Here is a 16,088-nt window from a genome sequence, read left to right on the forward strand (position 1 = left end):
CTTGGCCTCGGTCGCTTCCGCGGTGTCCGCGGCGGCCTCTGCGGGAGCGGCCGTCTTGCGGGTCCGGCGCGGCTTCGCCTCGGTGGCCTCGGCCGTGTCCAGCGCCGCCTCCGCCGGGGTGGCGGGCTCGGCCGTCTTGCGGGTGCGGCGGCGCGGCCTGGTCTCCGCGGCCGGGGCGGTCTCGGCGGCGGGCTCCGCCACCGGGCTGTCCGCGATCACGGGCGCGGTGACGGGATCGGCCACCGGGGGCTTGCCCACGGTCTGCTCGGTCGCCGGAGACTCGGCCTGAGCCGGGGCCACGGCGGACTCGGTCACCGCGGACTCGGTCACCGGGGACTCGGCCTGGGCCGACCGGCGGGTGCGGCGGCGGCGCGGCTTCTCCGGGGTGTCGAGGGCAGCGGGGCCCTCGGCCGTGGTCACCGTCTCGACGGCGGCCTCGGGGGCCGTCGTCGGCGTGGCGGCGGCCGTCACCGGCTCCGCCGACGCTCCGCCGCGCGTACGGCGACGGCGACGCGGGGTGCGGGTCGCGGCCTGCGTCTCCTCCGTACCGGAGGTCTCCGTGGCCGGAGCCGCCGGGGAGGCGTCCAGCAGGGCACCACCGCGCGTGCGGCGACGGCGGCGCGGCGTACGCGCCGGACGCTCGTGCTCGGCCGGGGCCGATTCGGCACGGCCACCGCGGGCATCCCGGCCACCACGACCGCGACCGCCCCGTCCGCCGGTCTCGCCCAGGTCCTCCAGCTCCTCCGCGTCCAGCCCGGCACGGGTCCGCGCGGAGCGGGGCAGGGTGCCCTTGGTGCCCTCGGGGATGCCGAGGTCGGAGAACAGGTGCGGGGAGCTCGAATACGTCTCCACCGGGTCGTTGAAGTCCAGCTCCAGCGCCTTGTTGATGAGCTGCCAGCGCGGGATGTCGTCCCAGTCGACGAACGTGATCGCCGTACCCTTGGCGCCCGCGCGGCCGGTGCGGCCGACGCGGTGCAGGTACGTCTTCTCGTCCTCGGGGGACTGGTAGTTGATGACGTGGGTCACGCCCTCGACGTCGATGCCGCGCGCGGCGACGTCGGTGCAGACGAGGACGTCGACCTTGCCGTTGCGGAAGGCCCGCAGGGCCTGCTCGCGGGCGCCCTGGCCGAGGTCGCCGTGGACCGCGCCGGAGGCGAACCCGCGACGCTGGAGCTGCTCGGCGATGTCGGCGGCCGTGCGCTTGGTACGGCAGAAGATCATCGCCAGCCCGCGGCCCTCGGCCTGGAGGATGCGGGCGACCATCTCCGGCTTGTCCATGTTGTGCGCGCGGTAGACGAACTGCTTGATGTTCGCGACCGTGGCGCCCTCGTCGTCCGGCGCGGTGGCGCGGATGTGGGTGGGCCGGGACATGTAGCGGCGGGCGAGACCGATGACCGCGCCCGGCATCGTGGCCGAGAACAGCATCGTCTGGCGCTTGGCCGGCAGCATGTTGACGATCTTCTCGACGTCGGGCAGGAAGCCCAGGTCGAGCATCTCGTCGGCCTCGTCGAGGACCAGGCACTTGACGTGCTTCAGGTCGAGCTTCTTCTGGCCCGCGAGGTCGAGCAGACGGCCCGGGGTGCCGACGACCACGTCGACGCCCTTCTTCAGGGCTTCCACCTGGGGCTCGTAGGCCCGGCCGCCGTAGATCGCGACCACGCGCACGTTACGGACCTTGCCGGCCGTCAGCAGGTCGTTGGTGACCTGGGTGCACAGCTCGCGCGTGGGGACGACGACGAGCGCCTGCGGCGCGTCCGTGAGGGCCTCGGGGGCGGCGCGCCCGGCCTCGACGTCGGCGGGGACGGTGACGCGCTCAAGGAGCGGAAGACCGAAGCCCAGCGTCTTGCCGGTGCCGGTCTTGGCCTGGCCGATGACATCCGTGCCGGAGAGGGCGACGGGGAGTGTCATCTCCTGGATGGGGAAGGGGGTGGTGATGCCGACGGCCTCCAGGGCCTCGGCGGTCTCGGGGAGGATTCCGAGTTCTCGAAACGTCGTAGTCAGGGTGCTGCCTCTTCTGTGTGCGCGGTGCGAGGCGAGCGAGCGGGGGTCATGTCTGACCGTGCCGGGGACGTCGGCTGCCGTACGGACGAGCCACTCGGGCAAGCCGTATGACACGGGACCTCTGCCGACGCTCTAGCGCTCGTACCGCTGAGGGTTCCCTCCTGTCGTCGTACGATCACTGCCGTACGGCCTTGGAGGGCTGTCGGGTCGGAGCCGATCGGGCCACCGACCGGGCATCCTCATGCGTGCGGCCTGTCGGGACACGTCGAGCATCGTCGACGCACTCTGGCAGGCGCATTACCACCATACCCCGGAATCGCGCACATGCGATGGCCGATTTGGTCACGTAGTCGTGGTCACACTCGTTGACCAGGGCTTGAGCGGGGCGTGGAGCGGGCTATTGTGCGCCTCATGACTAGCTCTGACAAGCCTGAGAACGCGTCCGCCGAACCCGCCGAACCCACCGGTGTCGCCGCCCAGGACTGGGCGCAGGCGTCCGCCGACCCGCAGTACCGGGCCGCGGTCGTGGATCTGCTCGGCGCTCTCGCGTACGGGGAGCTGGCGGCGTTCGAGCGGCTCGCGGAGGACGCCAAGCTGGCGCCGACCCTCGCGGACAAGGCGGAGCTGGCGAAGATGGCCTCGGCCGAGTTCCACCACTTCGAACGGCTGCGGGACCGGCTGACCGAGATCGGCGAGGAGCCCACGGCCGCTATGGACCCGTTCGTCGCCGCGCTCGACGGCTTCCACCGGCAGACCGCGCCCTCGGACTGGCTGGAGGGCCTGGTCAAGGCGTACGTCGGCGACTCGATCGCGAGCGACTTCTACCGGGAGGTCGCGGCCCGGCTCGACTCCGACACGCGCGAGCTGGTGCTCGCCGTCCTCGACGACACCGGGCACGCCGGGTTCGCGGTGGAGAAGGTACGGGCCGCCATCGACGCCGACCCGCGCGTGGGCGGCCGGCTGGCGCTGTGGGCGCGGCGGCTGATGGGGGAGGCGCTGTCGCAGTCCCAGCGGGTGGTCGCCGACCGGGACGCGCTGTCCACGATGCTCGTGGGCGGGGTGGCCGACGGGTTCGACCTCGCCGAGGTCGGCAGGATGTTCTCGCGGATCACCGAGGCGCACACGAAGCGGATGGCCGCGCTGGGCCTGGCGGCGTAGCGCTTCGTCGGGGGCAGTCGCGGGGTGTTGCGCGGCTGCGGGTGCGTCGTGGTTGATCGCGCAGTTCCCCGCGCCCCTCGCGGGGCGCCCGGCTCCGGCCCGCCGGAAGGGCTCAGGCCGTCGCTGATCGGCGCCGGAGGCGGCCCGCGGGACGGAGCAGCAGGGACAGGGACGCGACCGAGATCACCGCGGCGCCCAGGAGGCTCAGCAGGGCCGTGCCGGGGCCCAGGGCGGTGTGGGTGACGAAGTCACCGAACAGGGCTCCGGCGATGCCCGTGCAGAACACCAGCGGGCGGGCCGGCAGCCGGTGGGCGAGGCGTTGGGCCGCCGCCCAGGCGAGGATCAGACCGAGCACGGCGGAGCCGAGTGCTTCGAGGATCATGTCGGGGGTCCCTCCCACGGCCGGTCTGGCTCGACGGTCGTAGCCCGTCATACCCGTGACCTGCGGATTGCAATCCTGCCCTGTGAGGGACCTGTGCTCCATCCGTGTGCACGTCACGCGGAAGGGCCCGGCGGCACACGGCCGCCGGGCCCTTCTCACGACTACGGCCTAGAGCGCGCCGAACCCGACCTTGCGCACGGTCGGCTCGCCGATGTCCACGTACGCCAGACGGTCCGTCGGCACGAGGACCTTGCGGCCCTTCTCGTCCTGGAGGCTGAGCAGCCCCGTCTTGCCGGCCAGCGCCTCGGCAACCACGCGCTCAAGCTCCTCGGCGCTCTGACCGCTCTCCAGAACGATCTCGCGGGGCGCGTGCTGCACGCCGATCTTGACCTCCACGGCTATGTCCCTCCGACGGTCAGTGATGTGCGCGATCTTCCGCGCCCTACGCTGCACACATTAGCCCGGTGAGGGGGCGTACACGCTGCGGGCCCGAACGCCAGGAGCGAACACCGCACGGGAACAAACGGCCGTCAGTGGTGCTCGCTGCCGTGCAGCGGGAAACCGGCGATGCCGCGCCAGGCCAGCGAGGTCAGCAGCTGCACCGCCTGGTCGCGCGGCACGCTGCGGTCACTGTGCAGCCAGGAGCGGGCGACCACCTGGGCGAGTCCGCCGAGACCGGAGGCGAGCAGCATCGACTCCGCGCGCGAGAGGCCGGTGTCCTCGGCGATGACGTCGCAGATCGCCTCGGCGCACTCGTTGGTGACCTTGTCCACGCGCTCGCGCACCGCGGGCTCGTTCGTCAGGTCCGACTCGAAGACCAGGCGGAAGGCACCGCCGTCGTCCTCCACGTAGGCGAAGTACGCGTCCATCGTCGCCCGGACGCGCTGCTTGTTGTCGGTCGTCGACGCCAGCGCGCTGCGCACCGCCTGGATCAGCGACTCGCAGTGCTGGTCCAGCAGAGCGAGGTAGAGGTCGAGCTTGCCGGGGAAGTGCTGGTAGAGCACCGGCTTGCTCACGCCGGCCCGCTCGGCGATGTCGTCCATCGCCGCCGCGTGGTACCCCTGCGCGACGAAGACCTCCTGGGCGGCGCCCAGCAACTGGTTCCGCCGGGCCCGGCGCGGCAGCCGGGTGCCCCGTGGGCGTGCCGCCTCAGTTTGCTCGATGGCTGTCACGCCGCCTCCCAAAGTCGTCCACATGCGGTGTCGGCCGCGCGGCCATCGTACTTTTCGGTAACCGTGGTGTGCGCGGTGCGAGCGCAGAATTTCACGTACCGGACGGGTGGCGAAAGCCGTACGGCCCGCCGAACGGGGTCGGGCGGGGGCCGTGCGGTCCTGCGAGGTCAGCCGTGGTCGCCCCTCGCCGGCGCACCTGATCGCCCCTCGCCGACGCGGCGGTGGCCGTCCTGGGCGCGGCTAGCGGTAGTCGTCCTCGTCGAGCGAGACCACGCGCGCCTGTTCCACGAGATCGGCCTCGTTCCCGCGCGCGGGGTCCACTCCGGTCAGGGGGTCGTCACGGTCCGGCGCGATGTCCGCGTGCTGCTCGGCGGCGTCCACCTCGGGTGCCTCGACGTCCCTCTCCACTGCCGCGTCGGCCTCCAGGTCCTCGATGTCCTCGATCGCGTCGGGCTCTGTGGGGTCATAGGCCATGGTGGGCTCCCTTCCTACGAACGTCCCTGGAAGCGGCAGGGGCCACACGCGGGTGCCCTCTGTACGAGCCTAGGAGACGGCTGATCCGTACGCCATGCCGTCGGGCCCGTTCGGTGCCCGGTTCTCCGGATCCGCACGGTTCAGTCTGTGACGGCGAACACATCAATCGTGACGTGATCACCTCGTAACATTGCCGCATGTCTTCGACCGAGTCGCCCTCCGTGCCGGCCGCCAGTGTGCTCCCCAGGGTGGCGCCCGTCCGGGTCGGCGAGGGCGAGCGGCTGCGGTCCGTGGGCCTGCCCGGCGTCACCCTGACGGTCCGTTCCCGGCCCCCCGCGCGCGAGGACCTGCCGTCCGCGCTGTACGTCCACGGGCTCGGCGGCTCCTCGCAGAACTGGTCGTCGCTCATGGCCGAGCTGGACGACGTCGTCGACAGCGAGGCGCTCGACCTCCCGGGCTTCGGTGACTCCCCGCCCCCGGACGACGGTGACTACTCCGTCACCGGGCACGCGCGCGCGGTGATCCGCTACCTCGACGCGGCCGGCCGCGGCCCGGTCCACCTCTTCGGCAACTCGCTCGGCGGCGCGGTCGCCACGCGCGTCGCCGCCGTACGCCCCGATCTGGTCCGCACGCTCACGCTCGTCTCGCCCGCGCTGCCCGAGCTGCGGGTGCAGCGCAGCGCGGTGCCGACCGCCCTGCTCGGCGTACCGGGCATCGCCGCGCTCTTCACCCGGCTCACCAGGGAGTGGACGGCCGAGCAGCGCGTACGCGGTGTCATGGCGCTGTGCTACGGCGACCCGGGGCGGGTCTCGCCGGAGGCGTTCCGGTACGCCGTGGAGGAACTGGAGCGGCGGCAGCGGCTGCCGTACTTCTGGGACGCGATGACCCGCTCCGCGCGCGGGATCGTCAACGCCTACACGCTCGGCGGGCAGCACGGGCTGTGGCGCCAGGCCGAGCGGGTGCTGGCCCCCACGCTGCTGATCTACGGCGGCAGGGACCAGCTCGTCGGCTTCCGCATGGCCCGCAAGGCCGCGCGCGCCTTCCGCCACTCCCGGCTGCTGTCCCTGCCGGACGCCGGGCACGTGGCGATGATGGAGTACCCCGACGTGGTGGCGGGCGCGTTCCGGGAGCTGCTGGCGCACACGGCCGGCTCCGACGAGGACGCCCACGCGGCCGTCACGGACACGAGGAGCTGAGGTCCGGGGTGGGACGTCACAGCCGCCGCGGACCGGCCCCGAAGGGCGATTCCGCGGACATAGCCGCACGGCGGGGGGAGCGGCGCGGTGCGCGCTCCGAGGACGGGCGCGGTGCGCGCTCGGAGGGCGACAGGGGCGACGGGGGCAGCGCGGCCCGGCTGCCGGGAGGCGGCCCCGCGGGTGCGCCTCGCCCGTCCGACGGCACCCCGGCGCGCGGTGTGCCGAGGTTCGCGGACGGCACCCCGGCGCAGGGTGTGCCGAGGTTTCCGGACGGTACGCCGGCGCGTGGGGTACCGAGGGCTGCCGACGGCACTCCGGTCCACGGCGTGCCGGGGTTTCCCGGTGGCGCGTCGGCGCGCGGTGCGCGGGGTGGGCATCCCGAGCAGCGGGAAGCCGGCGGGGGCTGGGGGGAGTTCGCCGGACGGCGGGCGGGCACCGGCGGGCCCGGTGTCGTGTTGCCCCGGCAGCGGCAGGCGGAACCGGGTTCCCCGGGTCCGGGCGGGGCGCGGCGCCGCCCCGGGCCCCGGCAGGAGTACCTGGAAGCCTTCGACGGCTCCGACGGTTCCGGAGGCGGCCCGCGGGACACCGGGAACGCCGAGGCCCCGGCGCCCCGCGCCGGTGTGCCGGCGCAACGCGGCGGGACCAAGGGGTGGGCGTTCACCGGCATCGCGGCGGCCGCCGTCACCACCGTGCTCGCGGTGGTCGTCGCCGGACAGGTGACCAAGGGGCAGGACGGCACCGGCGCGCGGTCGCGGTCGGCCGCCGACCAGGCCGGTGAGGCGGGTCTCCCGGGTGACCCCCCGGGTGCGCCGACGCCTTCCGCCGCACCGAGCGCGGTGACGCTGACGTACGACCAGAAGATGGGCCGGAAGTACCCGCTCGGCGCCACGTTGAAGGGCTCGGGGAAGTTCGACACCGTGCCCGGGTTCGACAAGGCACCCGGCGCCGGGCAGAAGTACCGGTACCGCGTCGACGTCGAGAAGGGGCTCGCCCTGGACGGCGCGCTGTTCGCCGAGGCCGTGCAGCGGACCCTGAACGACAAGCGCAGCTGGGCCCACGGCGGCGCCCTCACCTTCGAGCGGGTCTCCTCCGGCAAGCCGGACTTCGTGATCACGCTGGCCAGCCCCGGCACCACGGCGACGTGGTGCGCCAAGTCGGGCCTGGACACCACGGAGGACAACGTTTCCTGCGACTCGGCCGCGACCGAACGCGTCATGATCAATGCGTACCGGTGGGCTCAGGGAAGCAAGACGTACGGTGACCGGATCCATGCGTACCGGCAAATGTTGATCAACCATGAAGTCGGCCACCGGCTCGGCCACGGACACGTCAGCTGCCAGAAGGACGGCGAGTTGGCGCCCGTCATGCAGCAGCAGACCAAGTTCCTGGACCACGACGGAATCCACTGCCGGCCCAACCCGTGGCCCTACCCCGGTAGTTGACAGGCACCGCTTATGTCACATTGACATCAGCCTCATGGTCGTCCATATTTCTGCCCATGTGGTCTAGTCATGCCGTCTGCAGCAGCGCCGCCATCGAGCTGGCGCTCATCGGCGTGACCGCACTCTGCGTGGCCGACATCCACTGTCGCTGACGCCGCCTCCCCGGCGTTCGCGTCGCGACCGTTTTCTCCCTTTCGTCCGTGACCGTGTCACGGATTTTTTCGACGACCCGACGCCGGGGCCGACGTCTGTCCACAGACGTCTCACTCCTCGTCCACATGTCTCATCAGTCGAGAAACCTCGACCAACCCCGCCACGTCACCCCGAGAGGTCGTCATTCCGATGCGTCAACCGTCCGTCATAGCGCGCCGCGTGGCAGCGGCATCCGTCAGCCTGGTCGTGGCAGCGGGCGCCGCCGCCTGCGGCCCGGAGGACAACGATGCCAAGGGCTCCGGTGGCGACTCCACGCCCCACAAGGGCGGCACGCTCACGGTCCTGAACTCCCAGCCGCAGTCCGACTTCGACCCCGCGCGCCTGTACACCTCCGGCGGTGGAAACGTTCCCTCGCTGGTCTTCCGCACCCTCACCACGCGCAACCGGGAGAACGGAGCGGCCGGCGCCAAGGTCGTTCCCGACCTCGCCACCGACACCGGGCGTCCCAACAAGGACGCGACCGTGTGGACGTACACCCTGAAGAAGGGCCTGAAGTACGAGGACGGCACGCCGATCACCTCGGCCGACATCAAGTACGGCATCGAGCGCTCCTTCGCCCCCGAACTCTCCGGCGGCGCCCCCTACCTGCGGGACTGGCTGGTCGGCGCCGCCGACTACCAGGGGCCGTACAAGGACAGGAAGGGCCTGTCCGCGATCGAGACGCCGGACTCCCGGACGATCGTCTTCCACTTGAACAAGCCCGAGGGCGAGTTCCCGTACCTCGCCACGCAGACGCAGTTCACCCCGGTGCCCAAGAGCAAGGACACCGGCACCAAGTACGAGTCGCACCCGGTCTCGTCCGGCCCGTACAAGGTCGTGAAGAACGAGAACGACGGCGAGCACCTCGTCCTGGAGCGCAACACGCAGTGGTCGGCGGCGACCGACGAGGAGCGCAAGGCGTACCCGGACCGCATCGACGTGCGTTCCGGCCTGGACTCCTCGGTGATCAACCAGCGGCTGTCCGCGTCCCAGGGAGCGGACGCCGCCACCGTCACCACGGACACCAACCTCGGTCCGGCCGAACTCGCCAAGGTGACCGGCGACAAGGAGCTGGCCGCGCGCGTGGGCACCGGCCACTTCGGCTACACGAACTACCTCGCCTTCAACCCGAAGGTGAAGCCGTTCGACAACCCCAAGGTGCGCCAGGCGGTCGCGTACGCCATCGACCGGTCCTCCGTGGTCAACGCGGCCGGCGGCAGCGCCCTCGCCGAGCCCGCCACCACCTTCCTGCCGAACCAGAAGTCCTTCGGCTACACGCCGTACGACCCGTTCCCGGCGGGCGCCTCCGGCAACCCGGCGAAGGCCAAGGAGCTGCTGAAGCAGGCCGGCTACGCGGGCGGCCTCACCATCACGCTGACCCACTCCAACAGCAAGGACTTCGAGACCAGCCCGGAGATCGCCACCGCCGTCCAGGACGCGCTCAAGAAGGCCGGCATCACGGTCAAGCTGCAGGGCCTGGAGGACAACGACTACCGGGACAAGATCCACAGCGTGAAGACCGAGCCCGGTCTCTTCCTCGCCCACTGGGGTGCCGACTGGCCCTCGGGCGGCCCCTTCCTCGCCCCCATCTTCGACGGCCGGCAGATCGTCAAGGACGGAGCGAACTTCAACACGGGCCAGCTCAACGACAAGTCGGTCAATGACGAGATTGACGCGATCAACAAGTTGACCGACCTTGACGCCGCCGCACAGCGCTGGGGCGCACTGGACAAGAAGATCGGTGACGAGGCCCTCGTCGTGCCGCTGTTCCACCCCGTCTACAAGCGCCTGTACGGCAAGGACGTCAAGAACATCGTCATCAGCGACTGGACCGGCGTCCTGGACATCTCCCAGGTCGCGGTGAAGTAGCACCGTGAGCGAGGCACTTGCCGCCGTCGAGACCGCCGGGACGGGCACCTCCGTCCCGGCGGTCTCGGGGGCACGTCAGTTCTGGCGGCGGCTGCGGGCGCAGCGCGCCGCCCTGGTCGCCGCGGCCGTCGTCGCGCTGCTCGTCCTGGTCGCGCTCGCCGCGCCGCTGCTCACCGCGCTGGAGGGCCAGGACCCCACCACCTACCACCCGACCCTGATCGACTCCGCGCGCGGGGGCGTGCCCATCGGCTCCTACGGCGGCGTCAGCGCCGACCACTGGCTGGGCGTCGAACCGCAGACCGGACGGGACATGTTCGCCCGGCTCGTCTACGGGGCCCGGGTGTCGCTGGGCGTGGCGCTCGCGGCGACGGTGGTCCAGGTCGCCATCGGGGTCACGGCCGGCGTGGCCTCCGCGCTCGGCAACCGATGGGTTGATCAACTGTTGAGCCGGGCCACGGACATCATCGTCTCGATGCCCTTGATGATCATGTCATTGGCGCTGCTGGCCATCGTGCCCTCCAGCTTCCCCCGGCCGGTCCTGGTCACCCTGGTGATCGGCCTGATCGCCTGGGGCAACATCGCGAAGATCGTGCGGGCCCAGACCCTCTCCCTCAAGGGCCTCGACTACGTCTCCGCCGCCCGGCTGAGCGGCTGGGGCACCTGGCGGATCGCGCGCCGCGAACTCCTGCCCGGTCTCGCCGCGCCCGTCATCACGTACGCCGCGCTGCTCGTGCCCACGAACATCTCCGTCGAGGCGGCGCTGTCCTTCCTCGGCGTCGGCGTGAAGCCGCCCACCCCGTCATGGGGCCAGATGCTGACCGCCGCGGACGTCTGGTACCAGGCGGCACCCCAGTACCTGCTGCTGCCGGCCGGCGCCCTGTTCGTCACCGTCCTCGCCCTCACCGTCCTCGGCGACGGCGTGCGCACCGCCCTCGACCCGCGCGCCGCCTCCCGCCTGCGCGTGGGCACCGGCCGCAAGCACACCGGCGCTACCGAGAAGGAGGCCTCCGCATGAGCGGCTTCGGTGGATTCCTGCTGCGCCGTGCGGCCGGCGCGGTCGTCACCCTGCTCGCCATCTCGGTGATCGTCTACGTCGTCTTCTACGTCACCCCCGGCAACATCGCCCAGATCACCTGCGGCCCGCGCTGTTCTCCGGAACAGGTGCACCAGGTCGCCGAGCAGCTCAAGCTGGGCGACCCCCTCTACCTGCGCTACTGGCACTTCCTCCAGGGGCTGTTCGTCGGCCAGGACTTCTCCACGGGCACCTCCGTCGAGCACTGCGCCGCGCCCTGCCTGGGGCAGTCGTACCAGACCGATCAGCAAGTCCTGGACATCATCCTGGCGAAGCTGCCGGTCAGCGTGTCGCTGGTCCTCGGCGCCATGGTGCTGTGGCTCCTCCTCGGCATCGGCACCGGTGTGCTGTCCGCCTGGCGACGCGGCCGGGTCTCCGAGCGCGTGCTGACCGCCGTCACCCTCGCGGGCACGGCCACGCCCGTCTTCGTCATCGGCCTCGTGCTGATGATCGTCGTCTGCGGCGAACTGCGACTGCTGCCCTTCCCGCAGTACGTGAACTTCTCGGACGACCCCGAGCAATGGGCGTGGAACCTCCTGCTGCCCTGGCTCTCGCTCGCCCTGATCGAGGCGGCGGCCTTCGCCCGCCTCACCCGCGCGGCCATGCTGGAGACCCTTGCCGAGGACCACATCCGCACCTTCCGCGCGTACGGCGTCGCGGAGCGCTCCATCGTCGGTCGGCACGCCCTGCGCGGCGCCCTCGCGCCCGTGATCGCGCTCAACGCCAACAACGTGGGCTCCGCCGTCGGCGGCGCCGTCCTCACCGAGACCCTCTTCGGTCTGCCCGGCATCGGCCAGGAGCTGGTGCACGCGGTGAAGGTCGTCGACCTGCCGGTGGTCGTCGGCATGGTCCTGGTGACCGGCTTCTTCGTGGTCCTCGCCAACGCCGTCGCGGACGTCCTGTACGCGGTGGCCGACCGACGGGTGGTGCTCGCATGAGCCTGGTGGAAGCGACGGACGCGAGCGTGCAGGCGGCGGACGGCACCCTGGTGGACGTGACGGACCTGACCGTGGAGTTCGGCGCCCTGCGCGCCGTCGACGGGCTCTCCTTCCGCCTGGCGAAGGGCGCCGCCCTGGCCCTGGTCGGCGAGTCCGGCTCCGGCAAGTCCACGGTCGCGGGTGCCCTGCTGGGCCTGCACCGGGGCACCGGGGCCCGGGTCGGCGGCTCGGTGCGGGTGGCCGGCACCGACGTACAGGCGGCCTCCGACGAGGAGCTGCGCCGGCTGCGCGGCGCCAAGGCCGCCATGGTCTTCCAGGACCCGCTGTCCTCGCTCGACCCGTACTACGCCATCGGCGACCAGATCGCCGAGGTCCATCGCGTCCACACGCGCGTGTCGCGCCGTGCCGCACGCGCGCGTGCCGTCGAGGTGCTGGAGCGGGTGGGAATCCCGGACGCGGCACGGCGGGCCCGGTCCCGGCCGCACGAGTTCAGCGGCGGCATGCGCCAGCGCGCCCTCATCGCCATGGCCCTCGCCTGCGAGCCCGACCTGCTGATCGCCGACGAGCCGACCACCGCCCTCGACGTCACCGTCCAGGCGCAGATCCTCGACCTGCTGCACGGGCTGCGCGAGGAGACCGGCATGGGCCTGCTGCTCGTCACCCACGACGTGGGCGTGGCCGCCGAGAGCGTGAACGACGTCCTCGTCATGCGGCACGGCCGGGCCGTCGAGCGCGGCCCGATCGGCGCGATCCTCACGGCACCCGCGGAGCCGTACACCCGGGAACTGCTCGACGCCGTCCCGCGCGTGGACGCCCGCCGCACCGGCTCACCGGCCGGCGAGGAGGTCGTGCTGGAGGCCACCGGCGTGCGGCGCGAGTTCGGGCGCGGCAAGCGGGCGTTCGCGGCCGTGGACGACGTCTCGGTGACCGTCCGGCGCGGGGAGACCCTCGGGGTGGTCGGCGAGAGCGGCAGCGGCAAGACCACGCTCGGCCGCATGCTCGTCGGGCTGCTGGAACCGACCGCCGGGGAGATCCGCTACGAAGGGCGCCCGCACACCGGCGTGAACCCGTCCGTCCAGATGGTCTTCCAGGACCCCGTCTCCTCCCTCAACCCGCGCCGCAGCGTGGGTGAGTCCATCGCCGACCCGCTCCGCGCGCGCGGAATGGGGGTCCCCCCGCGCGAGCGAAGCCGAGCGTGGGGGAGGGACGAGGAGCGCATCCGGGGGCGCGTGACCGAACTGCTGGAGCGGGTGGGGCTCGAAGGGGCGCACTACGACCGGTACCCGCACGAGTTCAGCGGCGGGCAGCGCCAGCGGATCGGCATCGCGCGGGCGCTCGCCGCCGAGCCGCGCGCCATCGTCTGCGACGAGCCCGTCTCCGCGCTCGACGTCACCACGCAGGCGCAGGTGGTCGCCCTGCTCGGCGAACTCCAGCGGGAACTCGGCCTCGCGCTGGTCTTCATCGCGCACGACCTCGCCATCGTCCGCCAGGTCAGCGACCGGGTCGCGGTGATGCGGCGCGGCCGGCTCGTCGAGTACGGGCCCGCGGACGAGGTGTACGACAGCCCCCGCGAGCCGTACACCAGGCAGCTCCTGGCCGCCGTTCCCGCGCTCGACCCGGACCTGGCGGCCCGGCGGCGCGCCGCCCGGCGCCAACCGGCAGCGGTGTAGCGGTGCGGCGCCTCGGCGGCCGGCGCGAGCCGCGCCCCGGGTCGGCGTAACGTTTCGCGCTCGGACGATCACTGTCTGATCCCTTAGCGCGACGGAACGCGACCCGCACGCGAAAGTTACGACCGTTCACCCCTTTTGGTGGTGCGACGGACAACCGTCCGTCGCACCACCGCCTTGTCCCCTTACGTTCGTCCCGCTGCGAGCCGCCAGGACAACGGCGGCTCCCCAGACGGGAGATCGGGGGTGCACACGTGCGCATAGGACTGCTTACCGAGGGTGGCTACCCCTATGTGAGCGGTGACGCCGTGCTCTGGTGCGACCGGCTCGTACGCGGGCTCGACCAGCACGAGTTCGACGTCTACGCGCTCAGCCGCGGCCGGCAGCAGGAAGCCGAGGGCTGCGTTCCGCTCCCACCGCAGGTCAGCCGGGTGCACACAGCGCCGCTGTGGACGGCCGTGGACGACGGGGTCGCGTACGGGCGACGCGCACGCCGGCGCTTCGCCGAGTGCTACGGGGAGCTGGTCGCGGCGGTGTGCGCCGGGGCCGACGGGGGAGGGGGCGAAGGTACAGGGGCCGAAGGCGCAGGGGGCGCCGAGGCAGGGTTCCTGCGCGTCGGGGGTGTCGCGGCCGGGGCTGAGCGTGCAGGGAGCACCGGGGCCGGGTCCGGGCACGCGCCGGACATCCGGTCGCAGGGCGCTTCCGCCGATCTGGCGGACCGTTTCGGCAGTGCCCTGTACGCGCTCGCCGAACTCGCCCGCGAGGAGGGCGGACTCGTCGGCGCCCTGCGCTCCGACGCTGCCGTGCGCGCCTTGGAACGCGCCTGTCGCGCGCCTCGCGCGCTGCGCACAGCACGCGAGGCGCGCGTCGCCGATCTGCTCACCGTCGCCGCGCACTTCGAACGCGCCCTGCGCCCGCTCTCCCTCGACTGGTACGGCGACGACGGCCTCGGCGCGGCCGACCTCTGCCACGCCACCTCGGGCGGCCCCGCAGCCCTCTGCGGCCTCCTCGCCCGGCACTTCTCCGGCGTACCGCTGCTGGTCACCGAATACGGCGTGCACCTCCGCTCGCACTACCTGACCCTCGGCCCCGACAACGCCACCCCCGCCGTACGCGCCCTGCTCGGCGCCTTCCACGGCCGGCTCGCCACCGAGGTCTACCGGGGAGCCGAGATCCTCACCCCGGGCAACGCCCACGCCCGTCGCTGGCAGGAACGGTGCGGCGCCGACCGCGCCCGTATCCGCACGGTCTACCCCGGCATGGCGGCCGACCGGTTCACGGAGGTCGGCGAGTCCCCGGACCGCGCCGACCCGCACACCCTGGTCTGGGTGGGGCGCGTGGACCCCGCCAAGGACCTGGTGTCGCTCCTGCACGCCTTCGCGGAGGTGCGCAGGGAGGAGCCCGAGGCGCGTCTGCGGATCGTCGGCGCGCCCTCCGGCGCGGAGGGCGAGGCGTACCTGGGCCACTGCCGGGCGCTCGCCGCGCAGCTGTTCCCGGACGAGGCGGAGGGCGCGCACGCCGTGGGCGACAATCCCGTCTCCTTCGAGGAGATCGGCGCCCCTGACGTCCCGACGCTGCCCGACGCGTACGCCGCCGGCGCGGTCGTCGTCCTCTCCAGCGTCGTCGAGGGCTTCCCGATCAGCCTCGTCGAGGCGATGCTGTGCGGCCGGGCCACCGTGTCCACGGACGTGGGCGCGGTGGTGGAGGTCATCGGCGGCACGGGACTGGTCGTGCCCCCGCGCAACCCCAGGGCGCTCGCCGAGGCGTGCGTGGCGCTGCTGCGCGACCCCGAGCGCCGTGAGCGTCTCGGTGCCGCCGCACGCGCCCGGGCGCTCGAACTGTTCACCGTCGAGCAGAACATCGCGGCATTTCACGGCATTTACCTGGAGATCGTCTCGCACTGCCCGGTCCGCCGGGTGGTCCTGGACCAGTCCGGCGAACCCCTGCCGTTCGCCGCCCCCGCCGAGTCCCACGTCCCCGGCCACTGGACCGGCCCCACGCCCCGCGTCCTTCCCCGCTCCATCCCCACCTGGGCCACGACCTCCCCGGTCCGAGCGACCCCGCTGGCGACGGAGGGCGTCCGATGAGCGAGCTGGACGCACGTCCGGCGGACAGGCCGGTCACCGGCCCGGCGGGTGAGCCGGGTGGTGCCGACTCCGTCACGGGCGGTGACACACCGGACCGGAGCGAGCCGACCGGAGCGGACCGGCCGGGGATGCCGAGCGGAGCCGATCCGTGGGACGCGCGGTCGGGGGAGTGGCTGGAGGGCATGCCCGACGAGCGCTCCGCGCGAGCCGCGGGCTCGTCGTTCGCCCCGGCAGAACCGTGCTCCGCAACACCGGCTGCCTCTCCCTGGCAGGCCTCTGGACCATCGGTCGCCGGGCAGCTTTCCGGGGTCCCGGCCGTCTCCGCCGGGCAGTTCCCCGGGGCGCCGGCCGTCTTTGCCGGGCAGGGCTCTGGATCACCGGCCGCCCCTGCCGAGCAGTGTCCCGCGCAACGCCCCGAGGCTCCGCCGGTCCCGGCCC

At 72.6% G+C, this 16,088-nt stretch carries 14 protein-coding genes; 9 read left to right on the forward strand and 5 right to left on the reverse strand.

What is annotated here, in order from left to right:
* The coding region (locus C3492_RS40975; RefSeq protein ID WP_103817704.1) for a DEAD/DEAH box helicase at positions 1 to 2,103 on the reverse strand (2,103 nt) is incomplete at its 3' end.
* Positions 2,104 to 2,412: 309 nt separating this feature from the next.
* On the opposite strand from C3492_RS40975, the gene C3492_RS40980 reads away from it, so the two are divergent.
* Positions 2,413 to 3,159 (forward strand): ferritin-like fold-containing protein, encoded by a 747-nt coding sequence (locus C3492_RS40980; RefSeq protein WP_231406414.1) that lies wholly within the window; start codon positions 2,413 to 2,415, stop codon positions 3,157 to 3,159.
* Between the two features lie 112 nt (positions 3,160 to 3,271).
* On the opposite strand, the gene C3492_RS40985 is transcribed toward C3492_RS40980, so the two are convergent.
* The 4 genes from C3492_RS40985 to C3492_RS41000 form a co-directional block, all read right to left on the reverse strand.
* Complete coding sequence (locus C3492_RS40985) at positions 3,272 to 3,541, reverse strand: hypothetical protein (protein WP_103817678.1); 270 nt, start codon at positions 3,539 to 3,541, stop codon at positions 3,272 to 3,274.
* 168 nt (positions 3,542 to 3,709) lie between these two features.
* Positions 3,710 to 3,937: a DUF3107 domain-containing protein gene (locus C3492_RS40990; protein ID WP_103817679.1), complete on the reverse strand. Its 228-nt coding sequence runs from the start codon at positions 3,935 to 3,937 to the stop codon at positions 3,710 to 3,712.
* 134 nt (positions 3,938 to 4,071) lie between these two features.
* Positions 4,072 to 4,713, reverse strand: coding sequence for a TetR/AcrR family transcriptional regulator (locus C3492_RS40995; protein ID WP_103817680.1), 642 nt, complete (start codon positions 4,711 to 4,713; stop codon positions 4,072 to 4,074).
* A gap of 240 nt (positions 4,714 to 4,953) precedes the next feature.
* The gene (locus C3492_RS41000; protein ID WP_103817681.1) at positions 4,954 to 5,187 is read right to left on the reverse strand and encodes a hypothetical protein; all 234 of its coding nucleotides are present in this window, start codon (positions 5,185 to 5,187) and stop codon (positions 4,954 to 4,956) included.
* 197 nt (positions 5,188 to 5,384) lie between these two features.
* Here C3492_RS41000 and C3492_RS41005 point away from each other — a divergent pair, with 197 nt between their 5' ends.
* From C3492_RS41005 to C3492_RS41035, 8 genes are all read left to right on the forward strand, one after another.
* Positions 5,385 to 6,383 carry an alpha/beta fold hydrolase gene (locus C3492_RS41005; protein ID WP_103817682.1) on the forward strand — a complete coding sequence of 333 codons (999 nt, stop codon included), beginning with the start codon at positions 5,385 to 5,387 and terminating at the stop codon, positions 6,381 to 6,383.
* Positions 6,384 to 6,391: 8 nt separating this feature from the next.
* The gene (locus tag C3492_RS41010; protein WP_181140821.1) at positions 6,392 to 7,825 is read left to right on the forward strand and encodes a DUF3152 domain-containing protein; all 1,434 of its coding nucleotides are present in this window, start codon (positions 6,392 to 6,394) and stop codon (positions 7,823 to 7,825) included.
* A gap of 56 nt (positions 7,826 to 7,881) precedes the next feature.
* On the forward strand, positions 7,882 to 7,977 hold the full coding sequence (locus tag C3492_RS47080; RefSeq protein WP_309550493.1) for an Ms4533A family Cys-rich leader peptide: 96 nt from the start codon (positions 7,882 to 7,884) through the stop codon (positions 7,975 to 7,977).
* 190 nt (positions 7,978 to 8,167) lie between these two features.
* Positions 8,168 to 9,886 carry an ABC transporter substrate-binding protein gene (locus tag C3492_RS41015; protein WP_103817684.1) on the forward strand — a complete coding sequence of 573 codons (1,719 nt, stop codon included), beginning with the start codon at positions 8,168 to 8,170 and terminating at the stop codon, positions 9,884 to 9,886.
* 4 nt (positions 9,887 to 9,890) lie between these two features.
* The gene (locus tag C3492_RS41020; protein ID WP_103817685.1) at positions 9,891 to 10,901 is read left to right on the forward strand and encodes an ABC transporter permease; all 1,011 of its coding nucleotides are present in this window, start codon (positions 9,891 to 9,893) and stop codon (positions 10,899 to 10,901) included.
* Complete coding sequence (locus tag C3492_RS41025; RefSeq protein WP_103817686.1) at positions 10,898 to 11,896, forward strand: ABC transporter permease; 999 nt, start codon at positions 10,898 to 10,900, stop codon at positions 11,894 to 11,896. The genes C3492_RS41020 and C3492_RS41025 overlap by 4 nt, the downstream gene beginning before the upstream one ends.
* On the forward strand, positions 11,893 to 13,566 hold the full coding sequence (locus C3492_RS41030) for an ABC transporter ATP-binding protein (protein WP_103817687.1): 1,674 nt from the start codon (positions 11,893 to 11,895) through the stop codon (positions 13,564 to 13,566). The genes C3492_RS41025 and C3492_RS41030 overlap by 4 nt, the downstream gene beginning before the upstream one ends.
* 251 nt (positions 13,567 to 13,817) lie before the next feature.
* Positions 13,818 to 15,650 (forward strand): DUF3492 domain-containing protein, encoded by a 1,833-nt coding sequence (locus C3492_RS41035; protein WP_103817688.1) that lies wholly within the window; start codon positions 13,818 to 13,820, stop codon positions 15,648 to 15,650.
* Positions 15,651 to 16,088 lie beyond the last annotated feature (438 nt).

It is taken from the genome of Streptomyces sp. Ru62, from assembly GCF_002920615.1.
Taxonomy (GTDB): Bacteria; Actinomycetota; Actinomycetes; order Streptomycetales; family Streptomycetaceae; genus Streptomyces.